Source organism: Pseudoalteromonas sp. bablab_jr011 (assembly GCF_016464045.1).
GTDB classification, from domain to species: domain Bacteria; phylum Pseudomonadota; class Gammaproteobacteria; order Enterobacterales; family Alteromonadaceae; genus Pseudoalteromonas; species Pseudoalteromonas lipolytica.
The window spans coordinates 40,009-55,185 of record NZ_JACDWU010000200.1 but is presented as its reverse complement, the minus strand read 5'-3'; the positions used below and the strand labels follow the sequence as shown (position 1 = coordinate 55,185).

At 43.6% G+C, this 15,177-nt stretch carries 10 protein-coding genes; 4 read left to right on the top strand and 6 right to left on the bottom strand.

All coding sequences use genetic code 11. The features are described 5' to 3' along the window. Positions 1 to 131: 131 nt before the first annotated feature. Entirely contained in the window at positions 132 to 1,733 is a 1,602-nt protein-coding gene (locus tag JIG41_RS12205) for an isocitrate lyase (protein ID WP_036972569.1), read from the top strand. 830 nt (positions 1,734 to 2,563) lie between these two features. Here the strand turns inward: JIG41_RS12205 and JIG41_RS12200 are convergent. Continuing rightward, positions 2,564 to 4,591 (bottom strand): S9 family peptidase, encoded by a 2,028-nt coding sequence (locus tag JIG41_RS12200; RefSeq protein ID WP_065979218.1) that lies wholly within the window; start codon positions 4,589 to 4,591, stop codon positions 2,564 to 2,566. Positions 4,592 to 4,741: 150 nt separating this feature from the next. On the opposite strand from JIG41_RS12200, the gene JIG41_RS12195 reads away from it, so the two are divergent. Both JIG41_RS12195 and JIG41_RS12190 read left to right on the top strand, forming a co-directional pair. Next, positions 4,742 to 5,119, top strand: coding sequence for a VOC family protein (locus JIG41_RS12195; protein ID WP_065979219.1), 378 nt, complete (start codon positions 4,742 to 4,744; stop codon positions 5,117 to 5,119). Positions 5,120 to 5,781: 662 nt separating this feature from the next. Continuing rightward, a complete protein-coding gene (locus JIG41_RS12190; protein WP_199524829.1) occupies positions 5,782 to 6,765 on the top strand; it encodes a WD40 repeat domain-containing protein in 984 nt (327 codons plus the stop codon). Between the two features lie 56 nt (positions 6,766 to 6,821). Here the strand turns inward: JIG41_RS12190 and JIG41_RS12185 are convergent, their stop codons facing one another. From JIG41_RS12185 to JIG41_RS12165, 5 genes are all read right to left on the bottom strand, one after another. Further along, positions 6,822 to 7,679 (bottom strand): aminotransferase class IV, encoded by an 858-nt coding sequence (locus JIG41_RS12185; protein WP_065979221.1) that lies wholly within the window; start codon positions 7,677 to 7,679, stop codon positions 6,822 to 6,824. A gap of 2 nt (positions 7,680 to 7,681) precedes the next feature. Further along, the gene (locus tag JIG41_RS12180) at positions 7,682 to 8,536 is read right to left on the bottom strand and encodes a glutamate cyclase domain-containing protein (protein WP_036972560.1); all 855 of its coding nucleotides are present in this window, start codon (positions 8,534 to 8,536) and stop codon (positions 7,682 to 7,684) included. Continuing rightward, positions 8,521 to 9,252, bottom strand: coding sequence for a 5-oxoprolinase subunit PxpA (locus tag JIG41_RS12175; protein WP_118845284.1), 732 nt, complete (start codon positions 9,250 to 9,252; stop codon positions 8,521 to 8,523). Before JIG41_RS12175 ends, JIG41_RS12180 begins: the two co-directional genes overlap by 16 nt. A gap of 7 nt (positions 9,253 to 9,259) precedes the next feature. Beyond that, complete coding sequence (locus tag JIG41_RS12170) at positions 9,260 to 10,057, bottom strand: putative hydro-lyase (protein WP_199524828.1); 798 nt, start codon at positions 10,055 to 10,057, stop codon at positions 9,260 to 9,262. Between the two features lie 67 nt (positions 10,058 to 10,124). Beyond that, positions 10,125 to 11,942, bottom strand: coding sequence for a glycoside hydrolase family 3 protein (locus JIG41_RS12165; protein WP_199524835.1), 1,818 nt, complete (start codon positions 11,940 to 11,942; stop codon positions 10,125 to 10,127). A gap of 350 nt (positions 11,943 to 12,292) precedes the next feature. Between JIG41_RS12165 and JIG41_RS12160 the strand changes: the two genes are divergently transcribed. Next, positions 12,293 to 15,160, top strand: a complete 2,868-nt coding sequence (locus tag JIG41_RS12160) for an FAD-binding and (Fe-S)-binding domain-containing protein (protein WP_199524827.1) — start codon at positions 12,293 to 12,295, stop codon at positions 15,158 to 15,160. Positions 15,161 to 15,177 lie beyond the last annotated feature (17 nt).

Genomic DNA, 15,177 nt, shown 5'->3' with positions numbered 1-15,177 from the left:
CAATAACAACTATAAATTTACTAAATCCAAAAAATCGGCCTAATGTTGATTTAAGCGCTACGGAGCGAACACTTCTTAGCCACTCTCACTAACAAAAAAGATTAAATGAACCCGTTCGAAGGATTTTTATTATGACTACATATCAACGCGAAACAGATAACTTAGCGACTTTATGCCAAAGCCAGGGCAAAACGTGGCAATCAATTAACCCTGAATATGCAAGCCGCATGCGTTTACAAAACCGTTTTCGTACAGGGTTAGACATCGCACAGTACACAGCAGATATCATGCGCGCCGATATGGCAGCATACGATGCAGACCACAGCCAATACACGCAATCTTTAGGGTGTTGGCACGGTTTTACTGCACAACAAATGATGATGGCGATTAAACGTCATAATAAAACAACGAAACGCAGCTACGTGTATTTAAGTGGTTGGATGGTTGCTGCACTGCGCTCAGAGTTCGGTCCATTACCTGACCAAAGCATGCACGAAAAGACTTCTGTTCCAGCGCTAATTGAAGAAATTTATACGTTCTTAAAGCAAGCAGATGCACGTGAGCTTGATCACCTTTATAAAGACCTCGATGCGGCGAAAGCAAACGGCGGAGACGTACAAGCAGTCCTTGATAAAATTGATAACTTTGAAAGCCACGTAGTGCCAATTATTGCCGATATCGATGCTGGTTTCGGTAATGAAGAAGCAACATACCTACTTGCGAAGAAAATGATTGAAGCAGGTGCGTGTGCGATTCAAATTGAAAACCAAGTATCTGATGCAAAACAATGTGGTCACCAAGCAGGTAAAGTAACCGTTCCACATGAAGATTTCTTAGCAAAAATCAATGCGGTTCGTTATGCATTCCTAGAGCTAGGCATTGATAACGGTATTATTGTTGCACGTACTGACTCACTAGGTGCAAGCTTGACACAAAAAGTACCTGTATCGAAAGCGCCTGGCGACTTGGCAAGCCAATATACTTCATTCTTAGAAACAACGCCTGTAAACAGTGTTGATGAGTTAAACGAAGGCGACACCGCAATGAAGCTGAATGGCCAACTATGTAAGCCAACACGTTTAGACAATGGTTTATACCAATTCCGTGAAGGAACAGAGAAAGACCGCGTTGTACTCGACTGTGTAACAAGCTTGCAATCAGGCGCAGACTTACTGTGGATTGAGACAGAAAAACCAAACGTCAAACAAATTGCAGAGCTTGTTAACCGCGTTAAAGAGCACGTGCCAAATGCGAAGCTTGTATACAATAACTCACCTTCGTTCAACTGGACGCTTAAGTTCCGTGAGCAAGTATACGCTGAATGGCAAGAGCAAGGTAAAGACCTATCTGCATACCCAAGCATTGATGACAACAAAGCATTAATGGCACCAGAAATGGATGATACTGAGCTTGCTGCAGCGGCTGATGTGCTTGTTCAAAACTTCCAACGTGATGGTGCGCGTGAAGCCGGTATTTTCCATCACTTAATTACACTGCCGACTTACCACACTGCGGCGCTAAGCACAGATATCCTATCAGAAGGTTATTTTGGTGACTTAGGCATGCTAGCGTATGTTCGCGATGTTCAACGTCAAGAAATCCGTCGTGAGCAAGCGTCAGTGAAACACCAAGATTTAGCAGGTTCTAATATTGGTGATACGCACAAAGAGTACTTCTCTGGTGAAAACGCACTGAAAGCGGGCGGTGAAGCAAACACCATGAACCAGTTCTAACCAAGTTGTAATATTCCTTTATAGCTATTCAATAATGTTGTTAGGGGCCTTCGGGCCCTTTTTCTCTTTTAGTTATCAGTCTTCAGACTCGCATCCCGTAACTCGCATCTCGCATCTCGCACCTCGTAACTCGCATCTCGCACCTAGCATCTCGCACCTCAGATCAGAGTTTAACTAAGTCTTGGATCAGCCATTTACTAGCTTTTAGAAAAGACAGATCACGCTTTTACCAGCCTGCATTTTTTGGATCAGGATTTAACTACCTCCGCTATTTCTTGGTTGATTCAGCCTATTTATTGCTTATAAGTGTGGGTAAAAGGCCAAAATTGGCTTTTATAGCTGATTAGGGGCGGTAATTTGCGAGGAGAACTTCGTTTATAAACCGATATTTTACCAACTTAAACGACCTACAAACCAAAATTTTACTAACTGATGCTAGGTTTTTAGCGGCACAAACCGATTTTTTACCAACTCAAGTTATTGATATTGGCCATAAACCGATTTTTTACTAACTGATGAGGAGACTATGTCCGATATTTGAGAAATGTATGTAAGGAGTTACTTACATATGTACTGTAAAGGGGGTTTACAATAATGGTTAAGAGTAAAGTCAAAAAGTAACAGCGGGTTTACCCCGCGTAATGGTTTTATTCATGACACGGCATAAAGCCACTGCTACTGGTATGTGCGAAACTATTTTACATTTTATGCTTTGCAAGTGACGCGATATAAAATCGCGTCTAATACTTTTTGCGATAAGTTAAACGAAACTGCGTCACGAAATCAGTTCACCTTGCGCAAATGAAACGTTCTTGCTTCGCTCTATGTTGTTAATCATTTCCACTGTTCTTATCAAACCACCATTGAATATACGCTACTTTGCTCATTAAGTTTGATGGACGAGCTGTAATGCCATGTGACGCATTTGGAATGCGTACCATTGCCGTATCAACACCTTGTAGCTTTAACGCTTGATAGAATTGCTCTGTTTCAGAAATCGGCGTGCGATAATCAGACTCACCCGTTAATAGCATAGTAGGAGTTTTTACATTACCTACATAACTAATGGGTGAGCGTTTCATATAATGCTCAATATTGTCCCAAGGTTTGCCCGGAAACCAATAATCAGCAAAGAAAGGGTAGTAGTCGGCAGTTAGTACAAAACTGATCCAATTGATAACCGGCTTCGCAACAACGGCAGCTGCAAAGCGGTCAGTATGACCCACAATCCATGCCGTCAATACGCCACCACCTGAGCCTCCAGTAACAAACAGTTTGCTTTCATCAATAAAGCCTTTAGCGATAACCGCATCGACACCTGTCATCAAGTCATCAAAGTCATTGCTTGGGTAGTTATGATGAATTGTTTGCGCAAACTCTTTACCGTATGAGTCACTGCCACGTGGGTTCATGTATAGAACGACATTGCCCTTCGCAGCAAACAACTGAACTTCAGGGCTAAAGTGAGGTCCATAGTTTGCAACGGGCCCACCATGGATTTCGAGTACCAATGGGTACTTTTTGTTTTTATCAAAGCCAGGAGGGTAGGCAATCCACCCTTGAACAGCTAAGCCATCATGGCTTGATTTAACCCAAATTTCTTCCACTTTAGCCAGCTCTTTGTTGCCAAGTGCATCTTCGTTAAGTTGAGTTAAACGATTCACTTTACCGCGTTTAATTAATGCAATATCTGCAGGGCGCTGAGTGTCAGCCAGTGTAATTGCAACATCACCGTCTTCGCTTACATCAAAATCTCCGCCTGAATACGGGCGACCAAATGCCACACTGCCTATCTTCTCGGTAATAACCTTGTGTTTACCGTTTCGAGGTTGGTACGCTAAATGCGTTTTCCCTTCGCTGTCATAGCTAAAGTAAATGCCTCTACTGTCATCATCCCACTTAATTTCTTCAACGCTACGGTCAAGGTCTGTTGTTAAAACTGAGGTCTCACCAGACTTAAAATCAAGAAGGTAAATGTCACTGTTTTCATAGTTTGTTTTTTTATCATCGTAGCCTGTGTAGGCAAGGTATCGGCCATTGGGAGAGACTGCTGGTCGTGAGTCAGGACCTACCCGGTCGGTCACCTGTGAAATTGATAAGTCAGCTACGTTTAATTTGTAAATTTCCGAGTTAGTAGGTTTTAACTCATGATCTTCATGACGATTAGCTGAAAAATAAAAAGCATCACCCGTTTCGTTAAAGCTAATTGAGCCGCCATGATCAAAGTTACCAAAGCTCAGCTGACGCGCGTTACCGCCAGTTGCACTGATCATGAAAAAATGGCGATAACCCGCCTTTGTATAACCGCCCCCATCGGCACGGTAATAGACGTCATCAATATATTTTGCAGGCTCCGCCCACTTAGCGCCTTCAGGCTTGCCCGGTAAAGACACAGGGCCGGCTGATTTTTCAGGAACAAATTGGCTAAACACCAAATTTTTACCATCTGGCGTCCATGTTAAACCACCCGGACTTTGCGTTAGGTTACTAATTTTTGCGACATTCCCTGTTTTTAGCCACTTAACATAAATTTGGCTACTCCCATCACGGGTTGAAATAAATGCCAAGCGAGTTTCGTCAGGCGACAACACAGGTGAGTAATCCATATGTACGCCGGATGTAAGCGGTAGCATTGTTTTACCATCAGGATTAACCGACCAAATATTACTGACTTTGCGATCGGTTTTAATGTCCATTCGATTTCGTACGAAAAAAATGGTCTCGCCATTTTTTGTCATTTCTAATTGGTTCGCGTATTCAAGATCGAAGACATTTTCAAGTTGGAATGTGTTGCTAGTTTGTGCGTGGCTATAAAAGCTGGCTACAGCAAGTAACGCCAAAGACGCTTTGAACTTCATAATGATTCCTTGTTATTGGTCGGTGTATATTCTGTTATAAAGTAGCAAACCATAAAAATATAGTTCATTGCGATGAATGGAAAAATCAATAGACAGATGCCCAATTCCCTTCTATGTTGAACACACTATTTTTTTCTTAAGGAGCAGAAAATGATTGGTTACATAATGTTAGGCACGAATAACTTAGCTAAAGCGGTGAAGTTTTATGATGAACTTTTTTCTACCTTAAACGCTGAGCGCTTTTTAGAAACTGACCGCTTTGTGGCATGGAGCACAGGCCAAGATAAACCAGGCTTTGCAGTTACAAAACCTTATAATGATGAAAAAGCCACTGTTGGTAACGGTACGATGATTGCGATTGCCGTTGAAACACCAGCTCAAGTTGATGAGTTTTATAAAAAAGCCATTGAACTCGGTGGAACAGATGAAGGTGCTCCGGGTCCTCGCGAAATGCCCGGTTTCTATGCCGGTTACTTTAGAGACCTAGATGGTAATAAACTTAATGTGTTTTGTTTTACACATGGGTGAGGAAAGTTAGCAGGCGCTAGGCACTAGAAAATAGGGCCTAGCAAATGTAGCTGCGGCTTTTGTTCGGCGCTAAAGCACCTCCTACCTCGCACCTCGCATCTGCCACATTGCACAAATGGTGACGGCCTCGCGCGAAATAAATTTCACGCCTACAAGAAAATCGTAGGGTTACCTTAAGCTGTGATGGGGCGGCTTTTGTTCGGCGCTAAAGCACCTCCTACCTCGCCCAACTGGTGATGGCCTCGCGCGAAATAAATTTCACGCCTACAAGAAAATCGTGCGGTTACCTTAAGCAGTGATGAGGCGGCTGTTGTTCGGCGCTAAAGCACCTCCTACCTCGCCCAACTGGTGACGGACTCGCGCGAAATAAATTTCACGCCTACAAGAAAATCGTGGGGTTATCTTAGCTGTGATGGGGCGGCTGTTGTTCGGCGCTAAAGCACCTCCTACCTCGCACCTCGACTATCTAACCACTAACCACTAACCACTAACCACTAACCACTAACCACTAACCACTAACCACTAACCACTAACCACTAACCACTAACCACTAACCACTAACCATCGAAAGCTGACAGCTAAAGTCAGAACTCCTACCCACTTCTACTTATTTTTATTACACTGCTGCTATACAAAATAATTATAAAAATAAGAGTAGTAGTATGACGTCGAAATTGCTTAAATCGCTTTCTTGTTTATTTGCTTTAAGCCTTGTGGGTTGTGGTGGGGGTGAGGTGTATACCGCGCCAGCAAAGGATGAATTTGCTCATGGTGATGAGTTATTAAGTGCCGCAGCATTGACTGAAGATGCCAGTCACTCTCTACTCGCAACTGAGTCTAAAGTGTGTGTTTGGGATAACCAGTTAAAAGCACGTCTATACGATTGCATAATAGGGCAGGGCGCTGAGCATGTGGAGCTTGCGGGCTTTAGTGCTAACAAATCGCGTTTTTATATTTCTAATCGTTTATCGGTGACCTTATTTGATACCCGCACGGGTCGAAGTATTGGCTCTTGGCTAACAGGGCAGGAGATAGCCAGAGATATCGCTATTTCAGCGTCAGGCGATACATTAGTGATTGCTTATCGTAGCGGCAAGGCTGAGGTAATAAATACCCGTACGGGCGATACTAAGCGCTTTGACATTCATCGTCTTGATATTAATAGCGTGGCGTTGTCGGCTGATGGGCAATGGGCGTTTACCGGCTCGAGCGACAAATACGTTAAGCTTTGGTCAACGAGTGATGGCAGTACGCGCTTTGAACAGCGTTTAGCTACCAGAGTGAATCGTGTCACCTTAAATAGAGCAGGCACGTTAGGCTTTGCAATCGACTCGGTCGATGATCGAATTTTCTTTGATTTAGCTAATAAAAAAGAGCTTGCTGAGGTAGCCTCATACTCTAACTTTATTGAGTTCACCGCATCGCAATTTATCAATCAAGACAAATGGCTATTGACGGGATCGCCAAAAATGAAGATGCGATTATACCGTGTTGCTGATGGCGAGCTAATCGCTGAATATGAAGCAAAACAGCAGCGCCAACGTACCTCGGTGCTGAGTGTGGCTTACGATGGTACGCAGTTGTATTCAGAAACCAGTGACGGTCTATTACAGGCTTGGCCGTTTGAGCCAAAAAGCAGCAAATAGCAGATAAAACAAAAACGCCTACTTTAAGTAGGCGTTTTTTAGATTTCTAATTTTAACTAGTAATCAAATTTATGCTTGGTAAACAAGCTTTGTACTTGTTGCCATACTGCACCCGGTTTACCGTCACCCACCAATTTACCGTTCACTTTTACCACTGGGCCCACTTCTTTGGTGGCGCTGGTGATCCACACTTCGTCGGCATCGAGTAGCTCATCTTTGCTTATAATGCGCTCTTGCACCTTAAAATCACTGTGGCTGTGTAAAATATTGAGGATTAACCAGCGAGTGATCCCCGGTAAAATTTGGTTATCAAGAGGTGGAGTGCTGATCGCCCCCTCTTTTACAATAAACACATTACTTGAGCTGGCTTCGGTAATTTCTTCTAAGCGGTTAAATAAAATTGTTTCTTTGTTGCCCGCTGCTGCGCCATGTTGGTAATGCATAACATTGCCCAGTAGCGCTGTTGATTTTATATGGCAGCGTTGCCAGCGACGGTCTTGCTCAAGTGATACCGTGTACGTTGTTGCACTGTCGACATCGCTTTTGGGCTCTGCAGGAATTTCAAAGGCAAAGGCGAATACGGTTGGCGTGATATTGCTTGGGTAGCCGTGAGCGCGTTTTGTGTCGGCACCACGACTAACATGCAAGTAAATGCCTAGGTTATCACCGTGGTTTTTTTCGCATAAGTCGTTACAAATTTTACGCCACGTATCAGCACTGTAATCTAGCTTTATTTCGAGCTCATTTAAGCCGTTATTCATGCGTTCGATATGCGCACCAAAGCCGAGCATTTTACCGTTGTAAGATGGGATCACTTCATAGATGCCATCGCCAAATAAAAAGCCGCGATCCATTGGTGAAATCTTTGCTTCATCAGCACTTAGGTATTCACCGTTTAGGTATACCGTACCCATTGTTAAACCTCATTCTGTCTAGTAAGTTGGCGAAGCCGAGTTATTAATTGTTGGCCATGCATTGCATGAAGGCCGTCTTCAGTGAGCTCGTTTTTATGGGTAACACCATCCACACTGCCGCGCTCACTCAGGTATTGCAAAATGTTCAAAGGCTCTATATCAGCCAAAAAATCGGTGTTATGCCAGCGGCTTAAAAATGCGATAAGGCCATAGGCTGCCCAGTTAGATACATCGGCAAGTAGTAATTCATCGCAAGGCGTTACACTGGGTGTTATGTTGAGCCCATGCATATGCTTTGCAAGATTACCCATGCCAATTTCGTTGCCACCATCGCCTATTGCTATGGTTGGGCAGGTTGCTTCTGTTATAAAAAAATCAAAACAGCCACAGTGCTCCGAAATATCGATACCACGCATATTGTAATAACGTTGATGCTCATTAAGCCCCGGACGTTCGATTGACAGTACGCAATCTGGCTTTAATTGCTCAAGCGCTTTAATGCTAAAGGTGCGGGCATTTTCTATACTGTTAATCGGCAATTCAAAACAGTTAAAATCGTTTTTTAATGCGCTGTAAAGGGGGTTGCCAGTGACTAAAATGGGCTGTTTTCCTAGCTTGTCTAACACGCTATAAAGTGCAATTGCACCAACCGGGCCATCGGTTTCAAAGGTGTTATTAACCGCAAATCCAGTGCCAATTAATACCGGTCCATTTGCTTTATGTAATGCCTGAGCTGCGCGTAAGTACGTGCCGGTGCTTTGCATTGCGTATAAATGCTGCATACCACGTGGATTTTGTTCAACCATCATGGTTTCAATTTGTCGGCTGAGGGCTTCGTCGCTTAGGCTTGCTGACATAATGTTTTAATCTCTTGAATTAGGGCAATGCCTGCTTCGTTATCACCATGCACGCAGAGGCTATCTGCATTCAGCGTTAACTGTTGACCGCTTCGAGTGGTCACAGTACCGTGTTTAATCAACTGTTTAACTTGTGCGATTAACGCGGGCTTGTCGTGTACACTGCCAGCAAGGTTACGTGACACAAGTGTACCTTCGTCGGTGTATTGGCGGTCGGCAAATGCCTCTAAAATAAGTTCTAAATTGAGTGCGCTTGCGTGTTCTTTGTGTTTATCTGCTTGATTGGTAGCTAAAATCATTAATTTTAATGACTTTGGGTAACTTGCAACGGCACGCATTACACTCTCTAAAATACGCTCATCACGCATCATGTCATTGTAAAGCGCGCCATGAGGTTTCACATAATTAAGTGTTAAACCATGGACTGCTGCCATGCCATCAATCGCCGCTATTTGGTAATGCAGGCAATTTATCAATTCTTGAGCGCTCATAGCCATTGAACGGCGACCAAAACCTTGTTTATCGGGGTAGCTTGGATGAGCGCCAACAGTGACATTATGCTGCTTGGCAAGGGCCAATGTGTTTGCCATTACATCGGCATCACCCGCATGAAAACCACAGGCAATATTGGCCATATCAATATGTGGCATTACTTGCTCATCAAGGCCCATTTTCCACATGCCAAAGCTTTCGCCTAAATCGCAATTAAGTTTCATGGTCATTTTATAACGCCGCCATTCTACTGTTTGGAATATCGGTGATCAGCATATGACCAGGACTATGTGTAATGCAAAAATCGGGTGCTGCATTCGCAATGGCAATTTGTGGGGTGACACCACAGGCCCAAAACACCGGAACTTCGCCATTTTTAATGGTGACAGCATCGCCAAATTCAGGCTTATTTATATTTTTTATACCAATCGCTGCTGGGTCACCAAAATGAACTGGTGCGCCATGAACACTTGGAAAACGGCTACACACTTGAATAGCGCGAATCGCATCAGCAGGCTTCATTGGTCGCATACTTACGACCATATTTGCATGAAACATTCCTGCACTTTGACAGGGCATATTAGTCACATACATCGGCACATTTTTATGCTCGGTGATATTACGAATTTCAAGCCCTGCGGCAATCAATGCTTCTTCAAATGAGAATGAGCAGCCAATTAGAAAGGTCACTAAATCATCACGCCATACATCGCTTATGTCAGTGACTTCTTCAACCATTTGACCATTTTTGAATATGCGATAGCGAGGCAAGTCGCTGCGTATATCAATGTCTTCACCAACGGTTGGCATATTGGTTACACCTGGCGAGTGGCTGGTTGCAATAATAGGGCATGACTTAGGGTTGGCTTGGCTAAATTGCAAAAAGTCGAACGCATATTGTTTCGGTAAAATAACTAGATTTGCCTGCACGAAACCAGGAGCAAAGCCAGAAGTATGACCGCTGTAGTCACCTGCCCGCACCAATTTCCTAATCGCTGCTGGGGTCGTTAATGATGCATCTTTTTGCACGTGCCTCTCCTTCAGTATTTAGCTTGAACCAACCATAACATTCAGCTCAATCTAAGGGTATTAGACATTAATTTATACCGTTAATTGTAACGGGAAGCTGTCCTTTCGCAGGGGCTTTACCCAGCAAAACTTTTGCCAATGCTGTGAATGCAGGGCCTGCGATTTTCTCGTCAGTGTCCACGTCAATATTGTAAGCATAGGTGGCAAGGACTGCATCACCAAATTTGCCAAATTGGGCAATATCGTACGGTGCGCGTAAGCTGACAAATACGGTCTTTTTGTTTGCTAATTTAGCTTGTTTAAGTAACGATTCTAGCGCGGCTGATTGGTCTGCAATCGCAAACTCTGGGTTATCGGCCAAGTCATCCATACCACCTACTTCGACAGCACTTTGCTTGGGTGAAGCATTCGCCGCAATAATCACATCCGCTTCGTTTAACTCTTTTAACGTTGAAAGTGGCTCAAAGCCTTGCAAGCTGGTGCAGCTAAAGCTTAACAACGTGTGTGTGTTATCCAGCAGAGCTTGTTGCAGAGCGAAACATTTTCGTGTGTCAGGCATAATTATATGCACTTTGGTGTTTTCTTTAAGTTTAAGCGGTAAAGTGTGCTTTTCGTTTTTAACTTCGGTAATGGCCGCTAATGCCAGTTCTGCCTCTACTTTTCGGTGGTGTTGATCACCAAGCAGTAACTGCGCTTTTTTTATTGCGGCTTCATCGTCAAGCTGCGTTGTTAGGTTGAATTTTTCTTTAAGTTTTAAAATGCGTGTTGCTGATGCACTCACTTCATCGGCATTTAAGGTGCCACGTTTTACTTCGTTTTCTAATCGCTCTAGCAGTGTTTCGAGTACGGCTAAGTCTTTAGGGCTTCTGATTTCAATTGGCATCAGCGCGATATCAACGCCTGCGGCAAATGTGTTGATTACAGCTTCGATAGGTTCAAAAAAATGGCTGATACCAGCCATATCGAGGGCATCAGTGATAACAACCCCTTGATAGCCAAGCTCATCGCGTAGCAAATCGGTGATGATTTTGCGCGACATGGTTGCAGGCTTGATCATGGTTTTACCTTCTTTGCTCACAAAGGTGCTGTTATCAAGCGCTGGGTACTGTATGTGCGCGGTCATTATCATACCCGGTTGCTGGTTTTTAATGATCTCTTTAAACGGCGGTAAATCTTGTTGCCAAATAGTCTCTTTGTCGTGCATCACTTTAGGCAGGCCTGTGTGGCTATCGACATTGGTATCGCCATGCCCCGGAAAATGCTTTAACGATGAAATAACCCCATTATTTTCAAAGCCTGCCACTTGAGCGCCACCCAGTTTAGCAACCAATTGGGGGTCTTCACCGTAAGAGCGTACGTTGATCACAGGATTATCGGGGTTCATGTTTACATCAACCGTCGGCGCATAATTTACGTTAACGCCCAGAGCAAGCAGTTCATCAGCAATAATACGAGCGGACTCTTTGGCAAAGTGAGTTCCATGCTCTTTATACGTTGCGCCAATCGACATATTGCCCGTGAATGACGTGCCTACATCGCGTGGTATACGAGCAACCCGGCCACCTTCTTGGTCAATCGAGATAAACAAAGGTAAGCCTAACGCTGACTTAGCCGCGGCTTTTTGTAAGTCGTTATTAAGTTTAATTACTTGCGGCACGGTATCAATATTTTCGGCAAATAAAATTACGCCACCAATATTATGTTTAGTGATGATATTGGCTAAATCAGCGGGTAAGTGTGTAACTGGCGTGCGGCATTTTTGCTCGCCGGTGTCTTGCTCGCCGATTTTTTGTTCGCAGTAATAGCGTAAGTCGAGCATTAGTTTTTGCCCTAACTGCTGTTTTAAAGTTAACGCAGACTCAGCAAATGATGATTGTAATGGCATGAAACACCCTAATCCGATAACCAGTGAAGATAGTGCAAACTTATTTAACACAGCAAGCTCCAAAGCAAAACGCTTAATTAATTTTAAGAATAAATTATTCTCGATGTTAATGTGTTTTTAAATAGAAATACAGTATTTTTTTGCTACCCTAACGGTTTTTGGTTTGGACTGCAAAAAGCGTAGTTAAAACACTGAATATTACTTATAACCCCAAAAAATATAACGAAAACCCGACCTGCTCAGAACGAAGTTGATAATTTATCAATTTAATAAGTCGCTTTTTGATTAAAATTAAAGTAATAATATATTCCATATTTATCACACCAGATTAAGGCTAGCTTGGGGGCGAGATGGCATTAACCCGATTGCATGCGTTTAAACAATACATTACACCTTTTTTACCAGAGTCCGCATTAATAGAAGATTACTCGCGCCGCTATGCGTATGGAACAGACGCGAGCTTTTATCGTTTAATTCCAGAGTTAGTGGTTCTTGTCAGTAACCAAAAACAAGCAAAGCAGGTTATTAGCGCGGCAAATCAACATAACGTGCCTATTACCTTTCGGGCTGCGGGCACTAGCTTATCTGGCCAAGCAATTACCGACTCTGTCTTGGTTTTGCTGTGTGATAGTTGGAGCAACTTTGAAATTTTAGATAACGCCGATGCAATTCGTCTTCAGCCTGCCATTATTGGAGCAAGAGTCAATCAGGTGTTGGCCCCTTATGGTAAAAAGATTGGTCCTGATCCTGCGTCGATTAACAGCTGTAAAATTGCCGGTATGGCCGCTAATAACTCTTCTGGTATGTGCTGTGGTGTCGCACAAAATAGCTACCATACACTAAAAGATATGACGCTTATTTTTGCCGATGGCACAGAACTTAATACGGCTGACGAACACAGCTGCCAACGTTTCTTAAGCACCCATAGCGATTGGGTTAATGAGTTAATGAATTTAGTAGCCAGTGTTAAGCAAAACGCTGCACTCAGTGAGCTAATTACGCATAAGTACCGACTAAAAAACACCACCGGTTACGGTTTAAATGCGTTGTTGGATTTTTCTGATCCAATAGACATTATTAAGCATGTGATCATTGGTTCTGAGGGGACGTTAGCATTTATTGCCGATATCACTTACCACACGGTTATTGAACACAGCCATAAGCACACCGGCTTCTTTATTTTTGATGACATAAACAAAGTGTGTGAGTTAGTGCAAAGACTTAGCGAGCTTGATGTCGCCGCCGTTGAGCTACTTGATAAACGTGCCTTGATGTCAGTGGCAGAGCACGCCATTATGCCCAAGAATGTTGCTGATTACCCAGAGCACGCCGCGGCGCTTTTAATTGAGCTAAGAGCAGAAGATGCACACACGCTCAATGAGCTTACGCACGCCACGCAGCTGTTAATTAATGAGTTTAGCGAATCTGCGCTTGCTACCATCGCCTTTTCGGCAGATAGCGTGCGCAATGCCGCACTGTGGAATATTCGCAAAGGAACATTTCCAGCGGTGGGAGCTGTGCGCGAAACAGGCACCACAGTAATTATAGAAGATGTTGCTTTTGCCCTTGATAAGCTGGCTTTGGGTGTTAATGCGCTTCATCAGCTCTTTATAAAATATGGCTACGATGAAGCGATCATTTTTGGTCATGCGCTGGCAGGAAATCTACATTTTGTGTTTACACAAGCATTCGATACTAAGCAGCAAGTAACGCGCTATGAGCAATTTATGGCAGATGTTGCCAACTTAGTCGCCGTTGAGCTTAAAGGATCACTAAAAGCAGAGCATGGCACGGGCCGTAACATGGCGCCTTTTGTGGCGACAGAGTGGGGCGATGATGGTTTTGCCGTTATGGTGAAGCTTAAGCAATTGTTTGATCCGAAAAATATACTCAACCCCGGGGTGATCATCAATGCTGATAAAAATGCGCATACGCAACATTTAAAAACCATGCCCAAAAGTGACGATATTATTGATACCTGCATTGAGTGTGGCTTTTGTGAAGTTGTGTGCCCTTCAAAAGGACTCACTCTAACCCCAAGACAGCGCATAACTTTGTGGCGTCATCGCACTGAATTACACTCCGCGTTGCAGGCAGCAGACGATTTAAAAACCAAGCAACAGTTAAATCAAAAGCTCACCGTTATTGAAAATGACTTTAAATATCTGGGAATTGATTCGTGTGCAGCAACAGGGCTGTGTGGCTTAAAATGCCCTGTGGGTATTAACACGGGCGAATTTATTAAATCATTAAGAGCCGAAAAAGCGGCTACAAACAAACTCACACGCTCGCTTGCAGCCTTTGCGAGTAAGCATTTTGCGGTCATGGCCGGTGGGGCACGATTGGGTTTAAATGTGATGCAGGTGCTTGAAAAAGCTATCGGCACAAACAACCTTGTGAGCTTAACTAAACCTGCTCACAGACTACTGGGTACGCCTTTGTATTTTTCGGCGTGGCCTCGTGCTGAGCAACCAATTAATTGTCACGTAAAGCAAAAGCCGCAACATAAAAAAATGGTGTATGTGCCAAGCTGCGCAGGACGGGTTTTTGCTGCCGATAAAGGCAGTGATGATACGCGTTCTCTTGTCGAAGTAATGCATTCGTTAGCTGCAAAGGCAGGGTTTGAAGTTATCATCCCTAAGCAGCCAGATTCATTATGCTGTGGTATGCCCTTTGCGAGTAAAGGCCTTAATAAAGAGTTTAAAAACAAAAGTGAGCAATTACTAACAGAGCTCATTGACTGTTCAAATAATGGAGAATACCCCATCGTTTTTGACGCCAGTCCCTGCGCTTTAACCACATTGAATGCAGCAAAAAATACGCAACTGACTATTTTCGAAAGTGCAGACTTTGCAACCGAGCAGCTTTTAGCGCATTTGCAGGTAACTCAAACAAGCGAGCCTATTATGTTGCATGTAACTTGTAGCTCAAAGCGGTTAGGAAAAGAGCAAAGTTTAGTCACACTTGCCAAGGCATGCAGCTCAGACGTTATTATTCCGGCTGATATAGAATGCTGCGGCTTTGCTGGCGATAAAGGGTTTAACCTGCCCAAGCTTAACGCCAATGCGCTCAAAACACTCAAACAACAGGTACCAAAAAACTGCAATCGAGGGGTGTCTAATAGCCGCAGTTGTGAAATAGGCTTAACAGAGCACAGTGGTATTAGTTATCAATCTATTTTGTATCTACTCGATAAGCAAAGCAGCACTGTTAATTAGGAGCCTGTCTTATTAAC